The organism is Fibrella arboris, assembly GCF_041321095.1.
Lineage (GTDB): Bacteria > Bacteroidota > Bacteroidia > Cytophagales > Spirosomataceae > Fibrella > Fibrella arboris.
This window is the reverse complement of the sequence record NZ_JBGGWE010000007.1, coordinates 100,996-120,253: the sequence shown is the minus strand read 5'-3', so window position 1 is coordinate 120,253 and position 19,258 is coordinate 100,996. Positions and strand designations below refer to the sequence as shown.

The window sequence follows — 19,258 nt, the reverse complement described above, 5'->3', positions numbered from 1 at the left end:
GCTATCAACCTTTGATCAGCAAGCAGCGCCCCTTGAAACCTGACTCTTGAAACCCGAAACTGTCAACTTTACTCTAAAGTGATTTCAAGTGCCAGACCGCGCAACTCATGAACGAGTACGTTGAATGATTCAGGAATATTTGGCTTGGGCAGGTTTTCACCTTTCACAATAGCCTCATACGCCTTGGCACGGCCTACCACGTCATCCGATTTAACGGTTAAGATCTCTTGCAGGATGTTCGATGCTCCGAAGGCTTCTAACGCCCACACTTCCATCTCACCAAACCGCTGACCACCGAACTGCGCCTTACCACCCAGCGGTTGCTGTGTAATAAGCGAGTAGGGCCCGATCGAACGGGCGTGCATTTTATCGTCGACAAGGTGACCAAGCTTCAGCATGTAGATGATACCTACTGTTACTTTCTGATCGAAACGTTCGCCACTCAGACCGTTATACAGGTACGTCCGGCCAAACTCAGGCAAGCCTGCTTCTGTCAGCTCATCAGATACCTGCTGCTCAGTAGCCCCGTCGAAGATTGGCGTTGCATACTTACGATTCAGTTTTTGTCCGGCCCAAGCCAGTACTGTTTCGTAGATCTGACCAATGTTCATCCGGGATGGTACACCGAGCGGGTTCAATACAATGTCAACAGGCGTGCCATCTTCCAGGAACGGCATATCTTCATCACGAACAATCCGGGCAACTACCCCTTTGTTTCCGTGACGGCCGGCCATTTTATCACCTACTTTCAGCTTACGCTTTTTGGCGATATAAACTTTAGCCAGTTTAACGATACCTGCCGGTAGTTCATCACCCACCTCGAGCGTAAACCGTTCCCGCTTAAACCGGCCTGTGATTTCATTCCGGCGTGTATTGTAGTTCTTGACCAGCTTCACAAGCAACGCGTTGGTTGCTTCGTCTTCTGTCCAGTTCTCCAACACCAGGTCAGCCATCAGGTTCACCTCCTCCGGAACCGCGTAACCGCTTTCGTCACGGTATGGGTTTTTGTCTGGAAACAGGTTATCCGTAATGTTTTTCCGGCTGAACTTCGTGCCCTTGCTGATAATTTCATCACCAAAGCGGTGTTTCACACCTTGGCTGGTTTTGCCATCAAGCAATTCCACTAATTTGTCTATACCACGAGTACGGAAGGCGACCAGATCACGACCATACTTCTTCATCAGCACTTTCAATTCCTCTTTGTGCTTGCCACGATCTTCTTTTGAAGGCCGAGAGAACAATTTGGTATCGATCACCACGCCTTTCAGCGACGGTGGCGCTTTTTTAGACGCATCCTTCACATCACCGGCCTTGTCGCCGAAGATGGCACGAAGCAGTTTTTCTTCCGGTGTTGGATCGCTTTCGCCTTTCGGTGTAATCTTACCGATCAGGATATCGCCTTCTTTCACCTCTGTACCTACGCGAACGATACCGTTCTCATCAAGGTTACGGACTGTCTCTTCCGATACGTTTGGAATTTCTGAGGTTAATTCCTCCTCGCCCCGTTTCGTATCCCGAACTTCCAGTTCAAATTCTTCAATGTGGATCGATGTGAAGATGTCTTCCCGCACAACGCGTTCAGAAATCACGATGGCATCCTCGAAGTTGTACCCCTGCCATGGCATGAAGGCAACCTTCATGTTTCGGCCCAGCGCTAACTCACCTTTCTGCGTAGCGTAGCCTTCGCAAAGCACATCGCCTTTTTTCACCTTCTGGTTTTTCAACACAACAGGCTTCAGGTTGATGCAGGTATCCTGGTTTGTACGGCGGAACTTAATCAGGTTGTACGTTTTGATGTCTTCATCAAACGTAACCAGACTAGTGTCTTTGTCCAGATTATAGCGAACAATGATTTTAGTCGAGTCAACAAAATCAATCACACCATCTGTCTCGGCAATAACCAAGGCACGCGAATCAACAGCTACGCGTCCTTCAAGCCCAGTACCCACAATTGGAGCCTCTGGCCGAAGCAGTGGTACCGCCTGACGTTGCATGTTGGATCCCATCAGGGCCCGGTTAGCATCATCATGCTCCAGGAACGGAATCATCGATGCCGCTACCGACACAATCTGGTTTGGCGCAATATCCATGAACGACACGCTCGATGGCTCCGAAATGGGGAAGTCACCTTCAAAGCGAGCCTTCAAACGATCTACCTTAAAGTTACCTTTCGGGTCGAGCGCTGAACTAGCTTGGGCAATGTAATGCGTGTCTTCTTCCTCAGCGGTCAGGTACATCACTGGCTTATCAGGCACCTTGCCATTTTCGACAACCCGGTAAGGCGTCTCAATAAAGCCCATACTGTTCACCTTCGCGAACACACAGAGTGAGGAGATCAGACCAATGTTTGGTCCTTCAGGCGTTTCGATTGTACACAACCGACCATAGTGGGTGTAGTGTACGTCACGTACCTCGAAACCAGCCCGTTCCCGTGATAAACCACCTGGCCCGAGCGCCGACATCCGACGTTTGTGCGTCACCTCGGCCAGCGGGTTTGTTTGGTCCATGAACTGCGACAGCTGGTTTGTACCGAAGAACGAGTTGATTACTGAAGACAGCGTACGCGCGTTGATCAGATCAACCGGCTTAAAATCTTCGTTATCCCGTACGTTCATACGTTCTTTGATGGTCCGGGCCATACGAGCCAGACCAACGCCGAACTGAGCGTACAACTGCTCACCTACAGTACGTACCCGACGATTGCTCAAGTGGTCAATATCATCGACAACCGCTTTAGCATTGATCAGACCGATCAGGTACTTTACAATAGAAACAATGTCCTGAGTAGTCAGCACCTTTGTATCCAGCGCTACGTCAAGACCTAGTTTCTTATTGATACGATACCGGCCTACATCGCCAAGATCATACCGCTTGTCAGAGAAGAACAGGCTTTGAATCACCTCACGAGCTGATTGCTCATCAGGCGCTTCTGTATTCCGAAGTTGCCGGTAGATTTGCTCTACAGCTTCTTTTTCAGAATTGGAGCTATCTTTCTGAAGCGTATTATAAATGATATTGTAGTCAGCCACGTTCATATCTTCCTTATGCAGGATGATAGACTTCTGGCCCGACTCCGTAATAGTATCGATATCGTCAGCGCCAATCACTGAATCACGCTCCAACAGCACTTCATTCCGGCTGATAGAAACCACTTCACCAGTGTCTTCATCAACAAAATCTTCTGTCCAGGTACGTAGCACCCGGGCTGCCAGCCGACGACCAATGGCTTTTTTCAAGCTGGCCGGGGTCGCATTTATCTCTTCAGACAAACCAAACAAGTCGAGGATGTCTTTGTCAGAGCCAAAACCAATTGCCCGTAACAGCGTAGTAACCGGAAACTTCTTTTTCCGGTCGATATACGCATACATGACATTGTTAACATCCGTTGAAAACTCAATCCATGAGCCCTTAAACGGAATGATACGGGCAGAATACAACTTCGTACCATTGGTGTGCTTACTCATCGAGAAGAACACACCCGGTGACCGGTGCAATTGCGAAACAATGACCCTTTCGGCTCCGTTTATAACAAACGATGCTTTAGCGGTCATGTAAGGAATATTACCCAGAAAGACTTCCTGTTCAATCGTCTCGAAATCCTCATTATCAGGATCACTATTCGATAAACGTAGTTTAGCTTTAAGAGGTACTGAATAAGTTAACCCGCGATCGATACATTCATCAACTGAATATTTTGGCGGATCGACCGAATAATCGATAAATTCCAGCTTGAAATTCTCGCGAGAGTCAGAAATCGGGAAATTCTCCTGAAACACCTTGTACAAGCCTTCTTGCGAACGGCTATCTGAAGGAGTATCTAACTGGAAAAAGTCGCGGAATGATTTCAATTGAATATCCAAGAAATCAGGATAGTCAACTACGGGCTGAATCGTCGCAAAGTTTTTGCGTGTGTTGGTGTTTTTAGCGTTTGTAGCCAAGGCTCTTCTGCGTTTAGTTGAGCGACTGATTCTATACTAAAACGCTCCTTTCTATTACAAAAAATTGGTAACGTAAATAAAAGGGCGTAAAAAAGCAACACCGTCCGGTAAAAAATAGTTTTTTCCGGAACGATGTATATAGATAAAAAGTCTCCAAGCGGAAAAAGACCTGACATAGAGCCAGGCCTCTTTCCGCTTGGAGTATCGTAGAACGACGGTATACTTACTTAACTTCTACTTCAGCACCAGCCTCTTCCAGTTGCTTACGCAGGGCTTCGGCTTCGTCTTTTGCTACACCTTCTTTAACTGGCTTCGGCGCACCGTCTACCAATTCTTTCGCTTCTTTCAGGCCCAGACCGGTTAGGTCTTTAACCAGTTTCACAACGGCCAGCTTACCAGCACCAGGTGCTTTCAGAATCACGTCGAATGAAGTTTTCTCAGCAACGGCTGGAGCAGCTTCGCTACCACCACCGCCAGCTACCATTACAGGTGCTGCAGCAGCAGGCTCGATGCCATACTCGTCTTTCAGGATAGCAGCCAGCTCGTTTACTTCTTTAACCGTCAGGTTTACAAGCTGCTCAGCGAACGCTTTCAAATCTGCCATTATAGTATTGGAAATTAAGTTGTTACAAGATTGATTGAAAAAATATGTATCGGGCTTAGTTTTCTTCGCGCTCCGACAGCGTTTTCAGGATACCAGCAATTTTGCCACCACCGCTTGTCAACGCAGATACCACGTTTTTCGCAGGTGATTGCAGTAAGCCAATAACATCACCGATAAGTTCGTTTTTGCTCTTCAAGTTGATGAGCGTATCGAGTTGATCGGCACCTACAAACAAACTATAGTCAACCGAAGCACCCTTCAGTTTTAGTTTATCGTTGGTTTTGCGGAATTCTTTGATCAATTGAGCGGCTGCTTTACCATTTTCAGGGTGAAACATCACTCCTGAAAATCCTTTCAGCACCTCATCAAAGGACGTGTAATCTGCGTTTTCTACCGTTTCGAGCGCCTTTTTGATCAAGGTGTTCTTCACTACTACGTATTCGATACCCCGTTCGAAGCACTGACGACGCAAATTGTTCGTCTCGGCTACTGACATGCCACTGGCATCGGTAATATAGAAATACGGAATAGACTGGAACTTCTGACTCAGGTCGTCAATGATCGCGCCTTTTTCTTCTCTTGTCATCGTTTACAGTCCGGCAACGGTTCCTTTATCAATACTAACACTAGGACTCATGGTGCTCGACAGATAAATCGTCTGCACATAGGTTCCTTTCGATGAAGATGGTTTCAGACGTATCAGCGTAGAAATTACTTCCTGCGCATTCTCAGCCAGTTTCTCAGGGCTAAACGACACTTTTCCAATGCTGGTGTGAATGATACCGGTCTTGTCAACTTTAAAGTCGATTTTACCAGCTTTCACTTCCTTCACGGCTTTACCTACTTCCAACGTAACCGTACCCGACTTAGGGTTCGGCATCAGACCACGTGGCCCCAGAACACGACCCAAACGACCAACTTTAGCCATCACTGTCGGCATCGTGATAATCACGTCTACGTCGGTCCAGCCTTGTTCAATCTTCTGAATGTAATCGTCTAAGCCTACGTAATCTGCACCAGCTTCCTTCGCTTCTGCTTCCTTATCAGGAGAGCAAAGCACCAGAACCCGTACCGTTTTGCCTGTACCGTGGGGCAGTGTTGCTACACCGCGAACCATTTGATCAGCTTTACGCGGATCAACGCCCAGACGTACGTCAATGTCTACAGAAGCGTCGAATTTGGTGTACGAAATCTCTTTCAGGATTTCGGCAGCCTTTTCGAGTGAATACACCTGCGTAGCATCATACTTCGCCTGCGCTTCTTTTTGTTTCTTTGTCAACTTTGCCATGATGTCGTTAAGATGCCTAAGGCAAGTTTGCTAATTATCCCAAGGGGCTACACCTGAAACCGTAATACCCATGCTGCGAGCCGTACCAGCGATCATCTTCATAGCTGATTCAACTGTGAAGCAATTTAGATCGGGCATCTTGGTCTCGGCGATGGTTTTTACTTGATCCCAGCTAACTGAACCAACTTTGTTCCGGTTAGGCTGTGCTGATCCACCTTTCAGTTTAGCAGCTTCCATCAGCATAATTGGAGCAGGCGGGGTCTTGATGACAAAGTCGAAAGACTTGTCTTTGTAGTACGTAATCAGTACCGGCAAGACCATGCCCATCTTATCCTGCGTACGGCCATTAAACTGCTTGCAGAATTCCATGATATTCAAACCCTTGGAACCCAGCGCAGGACCGATTGGAGGAGATGGGTTGGCCTGGCCACCCTTTACCTGCAACTTAACGTAGCCAGCTACTTCTTTTGCCATTGTTAATACTTATTTACAAGTCATTTGCAGCAACCTCTCAATCTATCAGTGTCATACCTGACATACTGTTCATCTACTGCCAGCGGACTGGTTGGTTGCCCGGTGTCTCGATGGGAAGCATCGACCCATGGGCATGAGCGTCAACGATTTGTTAACTCTCTTTATCTACTTGTGCGTAACTCAATTCAACGGGTGTACTCCGACCGAAGATCTTAACAACTACATTAAGCTTCTTCCTATCATCGAACACTTCCTCCACTGTGCCAATGAAACCACTAAATGGCCCATCGACTACTTTTACTGACTCACCTTTCAAGTAGGCTATAGTAGGCGTTGCAGCTTCCTGCGTTTCTTCCTCTACCTTACCCAGAATACGGTTTACTTCAGCTTCCCGCAGCGGAACGGGAATTTTTGAGTTTCCTGAACCTGTGTTGCCCAAAAAACCAATTACGCCAGGCATCGTAGTGATGAGTGCCAGAGCGCGTGCATTAGACAAATCAGCCGATATCAAAATGTAGCCAGGGAAAAAGGATTTCTCACGAATTCGTTTCTTCCCGTTTCGCATCTCGTACACCTTTTCTGACGGAATTAATACTTGAGGTATTATCTCTGTCAGTTGCTGGCGATGAATTTCATTATCCAGATACGACTTGACTTTCTTTTCCTGCCCAGAGACGGCCCGGATAACGTACCAATTGATACCGTTGACCATACGTAAAAGTTGCTTGTCTGTTTGCTTATTTGTTTATTCAACCTGACAACAAACAAACGGCCAAACAACGTGTTAGAATGACTGGTAGAACAAATTCAGGCCGTTTTCAAACAAATAGTCGATCAGACCGACCATCAGCGCAAAAATCAGTGAAGCGATCAGCACCAGTGATGAGCTAGCCTGTAAATCATTGAATTTAGGCCAGGTTACATTATGCTGAACTTCTTCCCAAGAATGTTTGAGGAAGGTGGTTACCTTTTCCATCGTTTGTCAAGATTGGCACGGGTGGAGAGATTCGAACTCCCATCAACGGTTTTGGAGACCGCTATTCTACCCTTGAACTACACCCGTATTGAAACTGATTTTGTACCCTTTTACTATACTCCCGCTGAAACGGACTGCAAAGATCGCAAAAACAGATCAAAAAACAAGTGCATCCCTTCACAGAGATGCACTTGTTTCAAAATCAATCAATTAGTCGAGGATTTCAGTCACCTGACCAGCACCTACGGTACGGCCACCTTCACGGATAGCGAAGCGGAGACCTTTCTCCATAGCGATCTTATTGATCAGCGTTACTTCGATAGTGATGTTATCACCTGGCATTACCATTTCAACACCAGCGGGCAGGATGATCTCACCTGTTACGTCAGTGGTGCGGAAATAGAACTGAGGACGGTACTTGTTAAAGAATGGCGTGTGACGGCCACCTTCTTCTTTCGACAGTACATACACCTCGGCCTTGAACTTAGCGTGTGGGGTTACTGAACCTGGCTTGCAAATAACCATACCACGACGGATATCAGTTTTTTCAATACCACGCAACAGCAGACCTACGTTGTCACCGGCTTCACCACGGTCCAGAATTTTCCGGAACATTTCAACACCAGTTACAACTGATTTCAGGTTTTCAGCACCCATACCCAGGATCTCAACAGGCTCACCTGAGTTGATCACACCGCGCTCAATACGACCTGTAGCTACTGTACCACGACCCGTGATCGAGAATACGTCTTCTACGGGCATCAGGAATGGAAGATCTGTTTGACGTGGAGGCAGAGGAATGAATGAATCAACGGCATCCATCAATTCTTCGATCGTTCCAACCCATTTAGCGTCGCCGTTCAAGCCACCCAGAGCAGAACCCTGAATAACTGGAATGTTATCGCCGTCGAATTGATAGAAGCTCAACAACTCGCGGATTTCCATCTCAACGAGCTCAAGCAGTTCAGGGTCATCCACCATGTCGACTTTGTTCATGAAGACAACAAGTTGGGGTACACCTACCTGACGAGCCAGCAGGATGTGCTCACGCGTTTGTGGCATAGGACCATCAGTTGCAGCAACAACCAGGATGGCACCGTCCATCTGCGCAGCTCCCGTCACCATGTTTTTCACATAGTCGGCGTGACCTGGGCAGTCAACGTGTGCATAGTGACGGTTGGCCGTCGCATATTCTACGTGTGAGGTATTGATCGTGATACCACGCTCTTTTTCCTCTGGGGCATTATCAATCGACGAGAAATCCCGCATTGCAGCCAGACCTTTCCCGGCGAGTACTTTCGTAATGGCTGCCGTCAGCGTCGTCTTGCCGTGGTCAACGTGACCAATCGTACCGATGTTGACGTGCGGTTTCGAGCGGTCAAAATTCTCCTTTGCCATGTCTAAAAACGCTTTAGTTAACTATAGTTAGTGTTAGTTGATTTGCCCTTACGCAAAAAGTGCTCCTTGCAGAGCACCTTATCAAAGCCGCCTCAACAGAGCAACATCTGGCAGCTTAGAGCCTTCTATCGGATTTGAACCGACGACCTCTTCCTTACCAAGGAAGTGCTCTACCACTGAGCTAAGAAGGCAAGTACAGTGTAATCGAATAAGGATCAGCACAGGACCTATTACAAATCCTTGAACTATTCCCAGGTACGTCGTTGAGCGGGAGACGAGGTTCGAACTCGCGACCTATAGCTTGGAAGGCTATCGCTCTACCAGCTGAGCTACTCCCGCTTACTTTACATTACTGGTGGGGAGTGGAGGATTCGAACCTCCGAAGGCGTACGCCAGCAGATTTACAGTCTGATCCATTTGGCCACTCTGGAAACTCCCCAAGTCAATCTAAAAAGAACAATTCCCGCCCTGCTTCTGAGTTTGGAGTTGCAAAATTACAAGGTTTTTGCGCGTTGTCAACATTGGAGTTAAAAAATCTTTTTCTTCTTCGCATAAATTAGCCCTGCCAGCGCTTGCTGACAGGGCTAAGCTCAATCTAATTTTGAGTTAAATCGTTATGCCAAAGCTAAGTGGGTGTACCGAAGGCCCTCGTCCGTCCTGAAAGCTGCTGTTCAAATTATATTTCACGAAGAAGTTGAAATTTGCTAGTCCGATCGTTCCCTGTAAGCCATATTGGAGGTTATTCAGGTAGAAACCGGCATGGTCATGAAATTTGTCTCCGTTCTCTTGCTTGATCTTAGTGTAACTATCTACACGATAGCCTACGAATCCGCCAAATCCAATATTAAATGCCCGTTTACGGCTACTGTTATAGAAAGAGAATTGGGGCATTAGTGGCACCTCTACGTTACAAACCGTCAGTTTGCTTTTAGTCAGATGTGTTGGGTATGGGTTAAACTGGATACCATCCGGCCCTTTTTGTGCAACAACGCTCTCTTGAAACATAAAGTTGTTCCAGGCTACCTGAAGGCCATATCGGACACTCAACTTAAACTTGTTGGTCCTGACGATGGCCGGATTCTGAGTGGCGCTGATAGCAAAGTAGCGCGAGCCAAGGGGATCGAGTTCATAGGAGTTCCCGCCATATGTCTGCACGGTCGGTCCTCCAACCCATGTGTTGAGACCAAGGTGAAAATCAGTATTTACCTTCCAATTATTCCGGGTTGAGTTATTCGTTCGTTTGTTGGTCTGAACCCGCTTTTCGGATTGGTATGTTGTGTCTACATCATTGCCCTTTACGGTGACAGTAATGGTACCTTTCGATTTTTGTACCACTAGTACAGTGTCGCGCAAATAGCGTTGACCATCATTAACATCAATGGCAAAGACCTGCCCCTCTGGTACCGAATCCAACTTCGTAACCATCTCTTTGACAATACGATTGAGATCATATTTAGTAATCCCTTTCAATTGATCTTTTGTTGGTGCATAAACAGCAATTCGACCTTTAGCTCCAAAACGAATGATGAGCGAGTCTGCGGGTGCGCAAAGAGCACATAGCGCGCTCAGAAGCAGGCTAATAGATAAGATGAGCGTTTTCATTATTCAAGTGTCGTTTCATTTTTCAAACTCTCTTTTACTTCATTGAAGACTCGGCCAAATCGATTTTTATGATTCACCTGGCTGTCTTCAGTCAATGTGGCCTTAGCCAATACTTCACCGTTTTTTAACTGTTTCAGCTTACCAAACAAGCCTGACAAGCCTTTCTGATTTCCTTGCCTATTCATTTTTGAGGCATCATCATGAGCAGCTACATGTACAGCCGTCTGATTGTCTTCTATTGTGAGAATGATTGTTCTTTCAACTGCTTGGTTTGGTTTCATGCTGATCCGATCGACCTTATCAATAGTTGTTGAAGCCAAAGCCAATTGTGGCGTTGGGGTTCGTCTATCCTCTTGATCAACAGTCGCTGTAACTTCGGTTGCCCGTTCCTGCTGCCGTTCTGCTAGCTTATTACGCAGCATTGATTTTTCAGACTCGAGGGCTACAGTTACTTGGCTTCTGTCCTTTTTGTGTAGCATTCCTGATTGCAGAGCCAGGTACGTTGCTTTTTCTGCATTAGTTGTTGGTCGAGCCGATTCATTCTGTTTTTTGATCTGTTGCTGTTGACTTTTTGCCAGTTTACTCGTTGAACTGCGCGCTGTCTTATCACTGCTTGTTTGCACAATAGTATGACTTTGGCTGAGCTGGACGTCCGCTTTATTGAGGTTGTAAACAAGTCCTATAGCTAAGATCAGACAGGCTGCAGCAGCTATTTGCCACCACCCTACCACCTTCTTATGGACAGGAAGAGGCTTCACGCCCATTCGCTGCTCTAGCTGATTGAATACATCAGCACTGACTTTGGTCTCAGCGTCGCGTAGTTTGCGAGCGAAAAGATCATCAACTGGCTGCTTTTCCATATATCGTAGCCGACTTCATGTCGGTTTCAAGCGTTTTTATTTTTTGCTGTAATAATGCCCTGGCACGTGACAGCTGCGATTTCGATGTTCCTTCTGAAATACCAGTTAAAGCAGCTATTTCTGCGTGACTGTACCCTTCAATGGCGTACAAATTGAATATGGTTCGATATCCGTCTGGTAATTGAGCCACCAATCTCAGCAAGTCATCGACTTGTAATGTTTCATCAGCCCACTGATAATCTGGCGTTTCCAGTACATCATCCAGTGGTATTTCCTGACGGAGAGATTTGTGCTTTCTCAGGAACATCAATGACTCTGTTACCATAATTCTACGAATCCATCCCTCAAAGCTTCCCTCACCTCTAAACTGGCTGATCCGTTCAAACACTCGCAGAAACGCTTCGATCAATACGTCTTCGGCATCTGCCTGATTCGCTACGTACCTGATACAGACACTCATCATCTTACCAGCATATTTTTCGTAAGCAATTTTTTGAGCACGTGCTTCTCCCCGTTGCAATGCAACTACCAAGTGGCTTTCTGATAGGTAGTATGGTATAGACAGGGCCATTCCTTACATCATTTACTGGCAAGATGCAGATACGTTTTAGCTGGTTGCATTAAAAATAAAAAATCCCGACCTGGCAGGTCGGGATTAGTGTGTAGCAGTAGTCTTCTACACAGCAGGGTTGTATTGTATCCCTGCCACGTAATGTAGCCAAATGACCCTCGATAATCGATAGTTTATAGCTGATATCAGAATTACAGCGATTGATATAACCAGCGAATAAACCCAACCAGGTGGATTACCCGCTAAATAGAATAGGGCGAAGCCAAGAATAAGCGCCAGCCCACCAGAAAAGGCATAGCTTACATACATAGCCCCTATGAAATACCCTGGCTCTACTTCAAACCTCATTCCACAATGCGGACAAAACTCATTCATTTTGCCAAAACCTATTGGCGCGTAGAGTGGAGTTTTGAAAATTTTACCTTGCCTGCATTTGGGACATAGCCCCGCGGATACGGCTTGAAATTTTGATACGTTGGGCATGTTCTTTTTTACTAGTGCGATACCACAAATAGCTGATGGCAGCCACAATCAGATAAGGCGCCGCCAGTAAATAGAGAATTCCAAGGTTTAAATCAGACGCAACTACACTTCGTCCGTTACTTACTGTGCTTTCAACAGTTGCCCGACACATTGCGCATTGGGCTAGCGCTTCTGGTCCAGTACTTACGATTGCGACTAGTACAATCACACACATCCATTTCTTCATACGTTCGTTGATTAATGCGTATAATATGGCTTGATCAGTAAATACACAATTACCCCTGTGGTACTAACATATAACCAAATTGGTAAAGCCCAACGGGTCATTTTCTTATGCAGGGCAAACTGTTTGGTCAACGCGAAATAGACAGCTCGTAACACGAACCACAACACAACCACAGATAACGCAATATGCGAAATCAATAAAAAATAGTAGACAGGCCTGATCCAGCCCTGCCCACCAAAGGGAGTTGATTCATTCGATATGTGATAAAGTACATAGCTAACCAGAAACAAAGCCCCCAGCGTGAAGGCAGAAAGCATTGTTCTTCGATGCGCTTCCACGTTGCCCTGTCGTATGAAATAATAGCCTACTACCAACAACACAGAAGTTAGCGAATTAATTATGCCGTTGATGTGCGGTAAGTACATTGTCCAGGAGCCTATATCAAATTTTTGCCGTACTCCTAATATCAATGCTACGACAACTGGTATCACAATCGAAACGACATTGATAAGTCGATTAGCCTTTTTCTCTTTCCCAATAAGTGAAGTAGCTTCCATACGTTACGTTTGCTTACTATATATATCGAAGAGCACCCGAATTTCGGCAATTAGACGGTCAACATCTTTCTTGTCAGTTCCATCGTAAAACCCTCGGATAATCCCCTCTTTATCTACTAAAACCAACTTTTCACTGTGGATAAAAGTTTCGTCAGGTTTTCCATAGCTTACTCCATGATCCACCACAGGTAAGAAGTAGCCCCGTTGGGCAAGGTTATAAATTTGTGCCTTATCCCCCGTTAGCAGATACCACATTCCTGCTTTTGCCTTCATTTTGTCGGCATATGCTTTAAGCTGAGCAGGCTTATCGTTTTCCGGATCGACTGAATAAGATAGCAGGATCAGATCGTTTCGATCCTTGAATAGCTCCTGGACCCGACTTAAGCTAAGCTGAATTTTCGGGCAGATTGTACCACAACGAGTGAAGAAAAAGTCAGCTACATGAATTTTCCCTTTGGTTACCTTCTGCGTAGTTGCATTGCCATTCTGATCGATTAATGAAAAGCCAGGTACGTGCCTGAATAACGTATCAATTCGTTTATCGCCGTTTCGGTCAACTATCGTGTGCATTACTGGCTCTCCTTTTGTTGAGTCAATAACCGGAATATAACGTGGCAATGTGTAATGATTTTGCGTACAAGCTCTAAGCAGTATATACGCAAAAGCCGGGACTACCAATGTTAAAAGGAGAGTCCCGGCTTTTCGATATGTATTCATCTGTTATCTCAACTGGAAAATCGATCCGCCTTCATACATTAAAGCGAGTAGCAACCAGACAATAAAAATGATTGGCAATAAGATAGCCCAAATCAGGCTTTTCACTTCGTGGCGCAAGTGCATAAACTCTGCCACAATATAAAATGCTTTAACAATTGTCATGCCCACAAAGATGGCTACACGCAGGTGACCAGCGGCCATTGTAAAAGCAATGAAAAATTCGAAGGCCGTGATTACACATAAAATGATAAATGTGCGCCAGATAATTTTGGTATTGGCTGGCGGTGGAGCTACATCAGTGCCGCCGTGATTGTCGGTATATGGAGTATTTGCCATTATCGTAGAAGAGAAAGCAATTAAACGAGATAGAAGAACGTAAATACAAAGACCCAAACTAGATCCACAAAGTGCCAGTATAAACCTACTTTTTCAACCATCTCATAATGTCCGCGCTTTTCATACATTCCGGTGGCAGTCCGATAAAAGATCAACACGTTTAACACTACACCGGAGAACACGTGTGTGCCATGAAAACCTGTAATGAAGAAGAATAGATCAGCGAATGCGGGTGGACCATACTGATTTTCGGTCAGATTTGCCCCAAATATTGTGCGCTCAAGCCATTGGCCACCTACAAGCTCACGGATTGTATTTCCTTCTTCTGTACCATGAATAAAGTGTGACCACTCCCAAGCCTGACTGCTTAGGAAAGCTAATCCACCCAAGATCGTCCAGAGCATGTATTTCTCAACATCTTGCCGGTCACGACGATGACCAGCTTCTACAGCCAATACCATCGTTACCGACGAGAAGATGAGAATGAAGGTCATCAGACCTACGAAGATCAGCGGCAGGTTTGAACCATGAAAAAAGGGAAATGCATTAAATACATGGTCCGGGATCGGCCAGTAAATATTTGAGAAGTGGAAAGGTGTCCCATGAATAGCCGGATCATATGCAGGGTAACTGTAACGGATCAAACCATATGTTACAAGCAATGCCGAGAAGGTAAATGTATCTGAAATGAGGAAGAACCACATCATCAGTTTACCATAGCTGACATTCATGGGTTCTACGCCACCCATCCAGGCTTTCTTATCAAATACTACTGACTCGTCAGTTGTTGCTGTAGCCGCCATGCGTCCGTGAGCTGATTAATGAAAATAAAGTAAGAAGAAATACAGGTAAATCCAGAGCGCGTCCAGAAAATGCCAATATGTTGAAGCTACCTGAACCTGTTCAAGTGACTTCGCATGTATTCGTAAGTTAAAGGCCGCTACTAAAGCGAAAATCAATACTACCAATCCTGAAATCAAGTGGAACGCATGCATGCCCGTAAAGACATATATAAACGAACCTGCTGGGTTACCGACAAAGAATACATTATTTCGGACCAACTCAATCCAGCCCTGAAACTGCATGTACAGGAAAACCATCCCAAGCGCAAAAGTAATAGATATAGCTATCCTTAGCGCGTTGAAATTGTCTTTTTTAGCAGCCAGGTAAGCCCAGTGCATAGTTAGACTACTTACTACTAAAACGACTGTACTATAGCCAAATATAGCTGGCACTGTGAATTCCAGCCAGTTTCCCTCAGCCCGCCTGACTAAATAAGCGCTTGTAAATGAGGCAAACAACATTAGAATACTTACAATGAACAGCCATAATATGAATTTCCGCGGATTCACGGAAAGGGTCTCTTCTGGCTCTTCTTCGAGCCATTTTATTTCTTCCGTTTCATCTTTCATGTTAAACACGATCTAAAACAAACGCGATTTGAACAATTGGTAAATAGGCAAACGCAGCAAACATGAGACGCTTTGCGTTGGCGATATCGGGCTTTCTGACTAGGCCTACATTTAACCATAACAGTATAAACGCAGCAAAAACTGAAATACAAGTTGCTATCACACCGATATATCCCCAATAGTAGGGCATAACACCAAGTGGTATTAGCCACATGGTAAAACTTAAAATGACAAGTGCTGTTTGGGCGCCTGCCGGCCGTCTCAGAGGCAGTAACTTAAATCCTGCTTTGGCATAATCTTCATCAAGAACCCACGCCACAGCCCAGAAATGAGTGAACTGCCAAATGAATTGAATGGCAAAAAGCCATATCGCTTCGTTTTCAATCGTACCTGTAAATGCAACCCAACCAATGAGTGGAGGTAAGCCACCAGGAATAGCACCAACATAGACAGCTATCGAACCAACTCGTTTAAGTGGCGTATAAACGAACCCGTAGAGCAAAAACGATATAAACGATATACCTGCGGTTAACGGATTAAAATATAGAGTTTGAATGAACAGTCCGATAAAGAGCAGTACTGCTACAAAAGCTATTGCCCGCTCTTTGCTTATACGTCCTGTAGGAAGCGGACGACTATCGGTTCTTTTCATTAACCGATCAAATTCTACTTCGAGAACTTGATTAACCGCATTGGCTGCACCAGTTATCAGCAACCCGCTCACAGCAAACAATAGAATCTGTATTACTGACAATGGGGCTGTAGCAGCTAGGAGATAGCCTAATACTGCCGAAAAACCAACCAGTGTCGACAACCTTAGCTTAGTAAGAGCAAGGTAATCCCGCCAGTTAACCCTACTAGGCTTATTTGTGGAGGGCACAGTAGGTTGCTCTATGGATGAATTCATAACGTGGTCACTGATCCAGATTCTTCACGGGGAATTGATGTCGAATCTGTCATTCTGTTTGGAAGTAGCCTTTCGAAGGAGAACAGAACTACAACAAATTGCATTCCTAATGCAACCACAGCTAACGTCAAATGGATAGGTTGAGCCCAAGCTGGAATTGCCAAATAGGCCATTATCACGCCTGTTAGTATTTCAACAACCAGCAAAATCCCTGTTACAGTAGCCAGCTTCTTTATAACTGACTCAGCTGCTAAACTTCTGATACTGGGAATAATCCATAAGAGCTGACTAGCCAAGACAATTAAGGAGAAGCTTCTATGGATGTAAAAGCGAATATCAAGCTCACTGACCCAACGAAAACGCTGCAGTTCGCCTAATCGTCCAGCTACTTCATCAACGGTCTCTCTGACTTGAGTGCCTAATAAAATCTGTAGCAGTAGAAGACAAGAACTAATCACTAACCAGCGATTATTTGCAGTTGAACGAGTTCTCTCTTTTTTAACTCTTAGCGTAATCTGGGTACGTGCCACTACATACAGCAATACGCCAACAATGATTATGGCTACTAACATATGTAGTGTTATTAGCCATGTATCAAGAACGCTAGAGACAACTTTTGCGCCTAACCAGCCTTGAAAGCCAACTAGAAACAAGGCTAAAAAACTATAGCCTACAATGGCGCGGTCACGCTGCCAGTAGGCTATAGCAGATGCTATACACGTACAGAAAATTAGTACCCCGATTAAAGCCCCCAATAATCTATTCAAATACTCGGTCCAAGTTTTAACTACGTTGAACTCTGTATTTGCATACCCCCGATGGCTATAAATTTCCTGATAATTGGCGGGTAGTTGTGCTATTTCTGTCGGCGGAACCCATTGACCAAAGCATTTCGGCCAGTCTGGGCAGCCCATCCCAGCCCCAGTGCTTCTGACTACGCCACCTACCAGTATTAATAGAAAAACGGCTACTACAGTCAGAAGCGCCAGGCGCCGAAATGAATTATCATTAATGAGGTTGTTTGAACTGATCATTGAAGTTCTGGGCTTCAATCGCCTGCTCCAAAGAAATCAATTCTTTCTCATGCGGAAGGTTTGACTCAGGAGTTTGCGAGTATGGTACGTTTTGAGGGATAAAATCATCCTTCGCACCAGGTTTGCTATAATCATATGGCCACCGATAAACGGCTGGGATCTCGCCGGGCCAGTTGCCATGACCTGGAACAATAGGTGTAGTCCATTCCAGTGTATTCGACTTCCAAGGGTTTTGCGTGGCCCGCTTTCCTTTAATCAAACTATACACAAAATTATATAAGAATATAAACTGTGCAGAGAATGTGACAATCGCAGCCAAGCTTATGAAAGCGTTCATATCCTGGAAGATATTGCTGGTAAAGTCATTACTCGTAAAACTGTAATAACGACGGGGGAAGCCTGCAATACCAATGTAGTGCATTGGGAAAAACACACAGTATATACCTATGAATGTGAGCCAGAAATGAACGTACCCGAGCTTCTCATTCATCATCCTCCCAAACATTTTGGGGAACCAGTGGTATACACCAGCCAGTAAGCCAAATGCCGAAGAAGCACCCATCACAAGGTGAAAGTGAGCGACAACAAAGTATGTGTCGTGAAGCTGAATATCGAGTGCTGAGTTACCTAGAATAAGACCAGTCACTCCCCCTGAGATAAAGAACGATACTAAGCCTATTGAGAATAGCATAGCCGGAGTAAACCGAATATTACCACGCCACAGCGTTGTAATATAGTTAAATGCTTTAACGGCTGAGGGCACAGCAATAATCAGCGTAAGGAACATAAATACCGATCCAAGGAAGGGATTCATTCCTGTAACAAACATGTGGTGAGCCCATACAATAAACGCCAGGAAGGCAATGCCCATCATTGATGCAATCATAGCTCGGTAACCGAAGATCGGCTTCCGTGAGTTAGTTGCAATAATCTCTGATGTTATTCCAAGTGCAGGAAGCATAACGATGTATACTTCAGGATGCCCCAGGAACCAGAATAAATGCTGAAACAAAATTGGACTTCCACCTACATTTGGTAAAGCTTCTCCAGCAATATAAATATCAGACAGGTAAAAGCTTGTACCGAAACTACGATCAAATATCAGTAACAGTGCCGCTGACAAAAGCACGGGAAACGAGATCAGACCAAGTACTGCCGTTAGGAAGAATGCCCAAATAGTAAGTGGTAGTTTACTAAATGACATACCACGTGTACGAAGATTGATAACCGTAGTAATATAGTTAATGCCCCCGAGCAATTGTGATACAATAAAGAGAGCCATACTCCCCAGCCATAACGTCATGCCCATCTCTGAGCCTTTATGTGCCTGGGGTAGTGCACTTAGAGGTGGGTATACAACCCATCCACCAGCAGCTGGACCTGTTTCTAGAAAAATTGATGCGAACATCAATAAACTGGCCGTAAAGAAGAACCAGTATGATAGCATATTCAGGAAACCCGATGCCATGTCACGTGCACCCACTTGAAGCGGAATCAAGAAGTTACTAAACGTGCCACTCAATCCAGCTGTCAATACAAAGAATACCATAATGGTACCATGCATAGTCACAAGTGCTAGATAAAAATCTGGGCTTAGTTTGCCGCTCTCCTCAATCCAGTTACCAATTATTGGTCGTAACCATTCAAGCTTCATCTGAGGAAAACCCAGTTGAAGACGAAAAATGACAGAGAAGCTAATACCAATAATCGCCCAGAAAATTCCGGTGATCAGGTATTGTTTAGCAATCGTTTTATGATCTTCAGCGAAAACGTATTTACGCCAAAAATTCAATTCATGCTCGTGATGCTCATGTTCAGCCACATGAACACTGGCAGTTGAAGTTGCGTCTGTAGTTGCCATTATTAGCGATTTGT

21 protein-coding genes and 4 tRNA genes are annotated in these 19,258 nt (G+C 45.2%); all 25 read right to left on the bottom strand.

The features are described 5' to 3' along the window. Window positions 1-68 precede the first annotated feature (68 nt). A complete protein-coding gene (gene rpoB / locus ACAW75_RS14170; RefSeq protein WP_370729383.1) occupies window positions 69-3,938 on the bottom strand; it encodes a DNA-directed RNA polymerase subunit beta in 3,870 nt (1,289 codons plus the stop codon). 223 nt (window positions 3,939-4,161) lie between these two features. Beyond that, window positions 4,162-4,542: a 50S ribosomal protein L7/L12 gene (gene rplL, locus ACAW75_RS14165; RefSeq protein WP_370729382.1), complete on the bottom strand. Its 381-nt coding sequence runs from the start codon at window positions 4,540-4,542 to the stop codon at window positions 4,162-4,164. Between the two features lie 55 nt (window positions 4,543-4,597). Further along, window positions 4,598-5,128: a 50S ribosomal protein L10 gene (rplJ, locus tag ACAW75_RS14160; protein ID WP_370729381.1), complete on the bottom strand. Its 531-nt coding sequence runs from the start codon at window positions 5,126-5,128 to the stop codon at window positions 4,598-4,600. A 3-nt stretch (window positions 5,129-5,131) separates the two neighbouring features. Beyond that, window positions 5,132-5,830 (bottom strand): 50S ribosomal protein L1, encoded by a 699-nt coding sequence (gene rplA / locus ACAW75_RS14155; protein ID WP_370729380.1) that lies wholly within the window; start codon window positions 5,828-5,830, stop codon window positions 5,132-5,134. A gap of 30 nt (window positions 5,831-5,860) precedes the next feature. Continuing rightward, window positions 5,861-6,304: a 50S ribosomal protein L11 gene (gene rplK / locus ACAW75_RS14150; RefSeq protein ID WP_085410814.1), complete on the bottom strand. Its 444-nt coding sequence runs from the start codon at window positions 6,302-6,304 to the stop codon at window positions 5,861-5,863. Window positions 6,305-6,455: 151 nt separating this feature from the next. Beyond that, window positions 6,456-7,016, bottom strand: a complete 561-nt coding sequence (gene nusG, locus ACAW75_RS14145; RefSeq protein WP_370729379.1) for a transcription termination/antitermination protein NusG — start codon at window positions 7,014-7,016, stop codon at window positions 6,456-6,458. Window positions 7,017-7,088: 72 nt separating this feature from the next. After that, complete coding sequence (gene secE, locus ACAW75_RS14140; protein ID WP_370729378.1) at window positions 7,089-7,280, bottom strand: preprotein translocase subunit SecE; 192 nt, start codon at window positions 7,278-7,280, stop codon at window positions 7,089-7,091. Window positions 7,281-7,293: 13 nt separating this feature from the next. Continuing rightward, window positions 7,294-7,367: transfer RNA gene (locus ACAW75_RS14135), tRNA-Trp, on the bottom strand. Between the two features lie 123 nt (window positions 7,368-7,490). Next, window positions 7,491-8,678, bottom strand: coding sequence for an elongation factor Tu (gene tuf, locus ACAW75_RS14130; RefSeq protein WP_370729377.1), 1,188 nt, complete (start codon window positions 8,676-8,678; stop codon window positions 7,491-7,493). A 119-nt stretch (window positions 8,679-8,797) separates the two neighbouring features. Then, window positions 8,798-8,869, bottom strand: a tRNA-Thr gene (locus ACAW75_RS14125). Between the two features lie 75 nt (window positions 8,870-8,944). After that, a tRNA-Gly gene (locus ACAW75_RS14120) sits at window positions 8,945-9,017 on the bottom strand. 14 nt (window positions 9,018-9,031) lie between these two features. Beyond that, window positions 9,032-9,117, bottom strand: a tRNA-Tyr gene (locus tag ACAW75_RS14115). A 167-nt stretch (window positions 9,118-9,284) separates the two neighbouring features. After that, window positions 9,285-10,280: a hypothetical protein gene (locus ACAW75_RS14110; protein WP_370729376.1), complete on the bottom strand. Its 996-nt coding sequence runs from the start codon at window positions 10,278-10,280 to the stop codon at window positions 9,285-9,287. Next, the gene (locus ACAW75_RS14105; RefSeq protein WP_370729375.1) at window positions 10,280-11,140 is read right to left on the bottom strand and encodes a hypothetical protein; all 861 of its coding nucleotides are present in this window, start codon (window positions 11,138-11,140) and stop codon (window positions 10,280-10,282) included. The genes ACAW75_RS14110 and ACAW75_RS14105 overlap by 1 nt, the downstream gene beginning before the upstream one ends. Further along, window positions 11,121-11,711: an RNA polymerase sigma factor gene (locus tag ACAW75_RS14100; protein ID WP_370729374.1), complete on the bottom strand. Its 591-nt coding sequence runs from the start codon at window positions 11,709-11,711 to the stop codon at window positions 11,121-11,123. Before ACAW75_RS14100 ends, ACAW75_RS14105 begins: the two co-directional genes overlap by 20 nt. 105 nt (window positions 11,712-11,816) lie before the next feature. Further along, window positions 11,817-12,086, bottom strand: a complete 270-nt coding sequence (locus ACAW75_RS14095) for a DUF983 domain-containing protein (protein WP_370729373.1) — start codon at window positions 12,084-12,086, stop codon at window positions 11,817-11,819. A 43-nt stretch (window positions 12,087-12,129) separates the two neighbouring features. After that, entirely contained in the window at window positions 12,130-12,420 is a 291-nt protein-coding gene (locus tag ACAW75_RS14090) for a CAMCR motif-containing small membrane protein (protein ID WP_370729372.1), read from the bottom strand. 11 nt (window positions 12,421-12,431) lie between these two features. After that, window positions 12,432-12,977 carry a DUF420 domain-containing protein gene (locus ACAW75_RS14085; RefSeq protein WP_370729371.1) on the bottom strand — a complete coding sequence of 182 codons (546 nt, stop codon included), beginning with the start codon at window positions 12,975-12,977 and terminating at the stop codon, window positions 12,432-12,434. Between the two features lie 3 nt (window positions 12,978-12,980). Then, complete coding sequence (locus ACAW75_RS14080; RefSeq protein ID WP_370729370.1) at window positions 12,981-13,694, bottom strand: SCO family protein; 714 nt, start codon at window positions 13,692-13,694, stop codon at window positions 12,981-12,983. Between the two features lie 3 nt (window positions 13,695-13,697). After that, entirely contained in the window at window positions 13,698-14,030 is a 333-nt protein-coding gene (locus ACAW75_RS14075) for a cytochrome C oxidase subunit IV family protein (protein WP_370729369.1), read from the bottom strand. 20 nt (window positions 14,031-14,050) lie between these two features. Beyond that, window positions 14,051-14,833, bottom strand: a complete 783-nt coding sequence (locus tag ACAW75_RS14070; RefSeq protein WP_370729368.1) for a cytochrome c oxidase subunit 3 — start codon at window positions 14,831-14,833, stop codon at window positions 14,051-14,053. A 15-nt stretch (window positions 14,834-14,848) separates the two neighbouring features. Next, complete coding sequence (locus tag ACAW75_RS14065; protein ID WP_370729367.1) at window positions 14,849-15,442, bottom strand: cytochrome c oxidase subunit 3; 594 nt, start codon at window positions 15,440-15,442, stop codon at window positions 14,849-14,851. 1 nt (window position 15,443) lies between these two features. Continuing rightward, window positions 15,444-16,349 carry a heme o synthase gene (gene cyoE, locus ACAW75_RS14060; protein WP_370729366.1) on the bottom strand — a complete coding sequence of 302 codons (906 nt, stop codon included), beginning with the start codon at window positions 16,347-16,349 and terminating at the stop codon, window positions 15,444-15,446. Then, the gene (locus ACAW75_RS14055) at window positions 16,346-17,383 is read right to left on the bottom strand and encodes a COX15/CtaA family protein (RefSeq protein WP_370729365.1); all 1,038 of its coding nucleotides are present in this window, start codon (window positions 17,381-17,383) and stop codon (window positions 16,346-16,348) included. Before ACAW75_RS14055 ends, cyoE begins: the two co-directional genes overlap by 4 nt. After that, complete coding sequence (locus ACAW75_RS14050; protein ID WP_370729364.1) at window positions 17,358-19,244, bottom strand: cytochrome c oxidase subunit I; 1,887 nt, start codon at window positions 19,242-19,244, stop codon at window positions 17,358-17,360. Before ACAW75_RS14050 ends, ACAW75_RS14055 begins: the two co-directional genes overlap by 26 nt. Between the last annotated feature and the right edge of the window lie 14 nt (window positions 19,245-19,258).

Bases quoted from the DNA above. Each gene is read 5' to 3' on its own strand.
- rplL (WP_370729382.1), bottom strand. From the start codon at position 4,542: ATGGCAGATTTGAAAGCGTTCGCTGAGCAGCTTGTAAACCTGACGGTT.
- rplJ (WP_370729381.1), bottom strand. From the start codon at position 5,128: ATGACAAGAGAAGAAAAAGGCGCGATCATTGACGACCTGAGTCAGAAG.
- rplA (WP_370729380.1), bottom strand. From the start codon at position 5,830: ATGGCAAAGTTGACAAAGAAACAAAAAGAAGCGCAGGCGAAGTATGAT.
- rplK (WP_085410814.1), bottom strand. From the start codon at position 6,304: ATGGCAAAAGAAGTAGCTGGCTACGTTAAGTTGCAGGTAAAGGGTGGC.
- nusG (WP_370729379.1), bottom strand. From the start codon at position 7,016: ATGGTCAACGGTATCAATTGGTACGTTATCCGGGCCGTCTCTGGGCAG.
- secE (WP_370729378.1), bottom strand. From the start codon at position 7,280: ATGGAAAAGGTAACCACCTTCCTCAAACATTCTTGGGAAGAAGTTCAG.
- tuf (WP_370729377.1), bottom strand. From the start codon at position 8,678: ATGGCAAAGGAGAATTTTGACCGCTCGAAACCGCACGTCAACATCGGT.
- ACAW75_RS14110 (WP_370729376.1), bottom strand. From the start codon at position 10,280: ATGAAAACGCTCATCTTATCTATTAGCCTGCTTCTGAGCGCGCTATGT.
- ACAW75_RS14105 (WP_370729375.1), bottom strand. From the start codon at position 11,140: ATGGAAAAGCAGCCAGTTGATGATCTTTTCGCTCGCAAACTACGCGAC.
- ACAW75_RS14100 (WP_370729374.1), bottom strand. From the start codon at position 11,711: ATGGCCCTGTCTATACCATACTACCTATCAGAAAGCCACTTGGTAGTT.
- ACAW75_RS14095 (WP_370729373.1), bottom strand. From the start codon at position 12,086: ATGAATGAGTTTTGTCCGCATTGTGGAATGAGGTTTGAAGTAGAGCCA.
- ACAW75_RS14090 (WP_370729372.1), bottom strand. From the start codon at position 12,420: ATGAAGAAATGGATGTGTGTGATTGTACTAGTCGCAATCGTAAGTACT.
- ACAW75_RS14085 (WP_370729371.1), bottom strand. From the start codon at position 12,977: ATGGAAGCTACTTCACTTATTGGGAAAGAGAAAAAGGCTAATCGACTT.
- ACAW75_RS14080 (WP_370729370.1), bottom strand. From the start codon at position 13,694: ATGAATACATATCGAAAAGCCGGGACTCTCCTTTTAACATTGGTAGTC.
- ACAW75_RS14075 (WP_370729369.1), bottom strand. From the start codon at position 14,030: ATGGCAAATACTCCATATACCGACAATCACGGCGGCACTGATGTAGCT.
- ACAW75_RS14070 (WP_370729368.1), bottom strand. From the start codon at position 14,833: ATGGCGGCTACAGCAACAACTGACGAGTCAGTAGTATTTGATAAGAAA.
- ACAW75_RS14065 (WP_370729367.1), bottom strand. From the start codon at position 15,442: ATGAAAGATGAAACGGAAGAAATAAAATGGCTCGAAGAAGAGCCAGAA.
- cyoE (WP_370729366.1), bottom strand. From the start codon at position 16,349: ATGAATTCATCCATAGAGCAACCTACTGTGCCCTCCACAAATAAGCCT.
- ACAW75_RS14055 (WP_370729365.1), bottom strand. From the start codon at position 17,383: ATGATCAGTTCAAACAACCTCATTAATGATAATTCATTTCGGCGCCTG.
- ACAW75_RS14050 (WP_370729364.1), bottom strand. From the start codon at position 19,244: ATGGCAACTACAGACGCAACTTCAACTGCCAGTGTTCATGTGGCTGAA.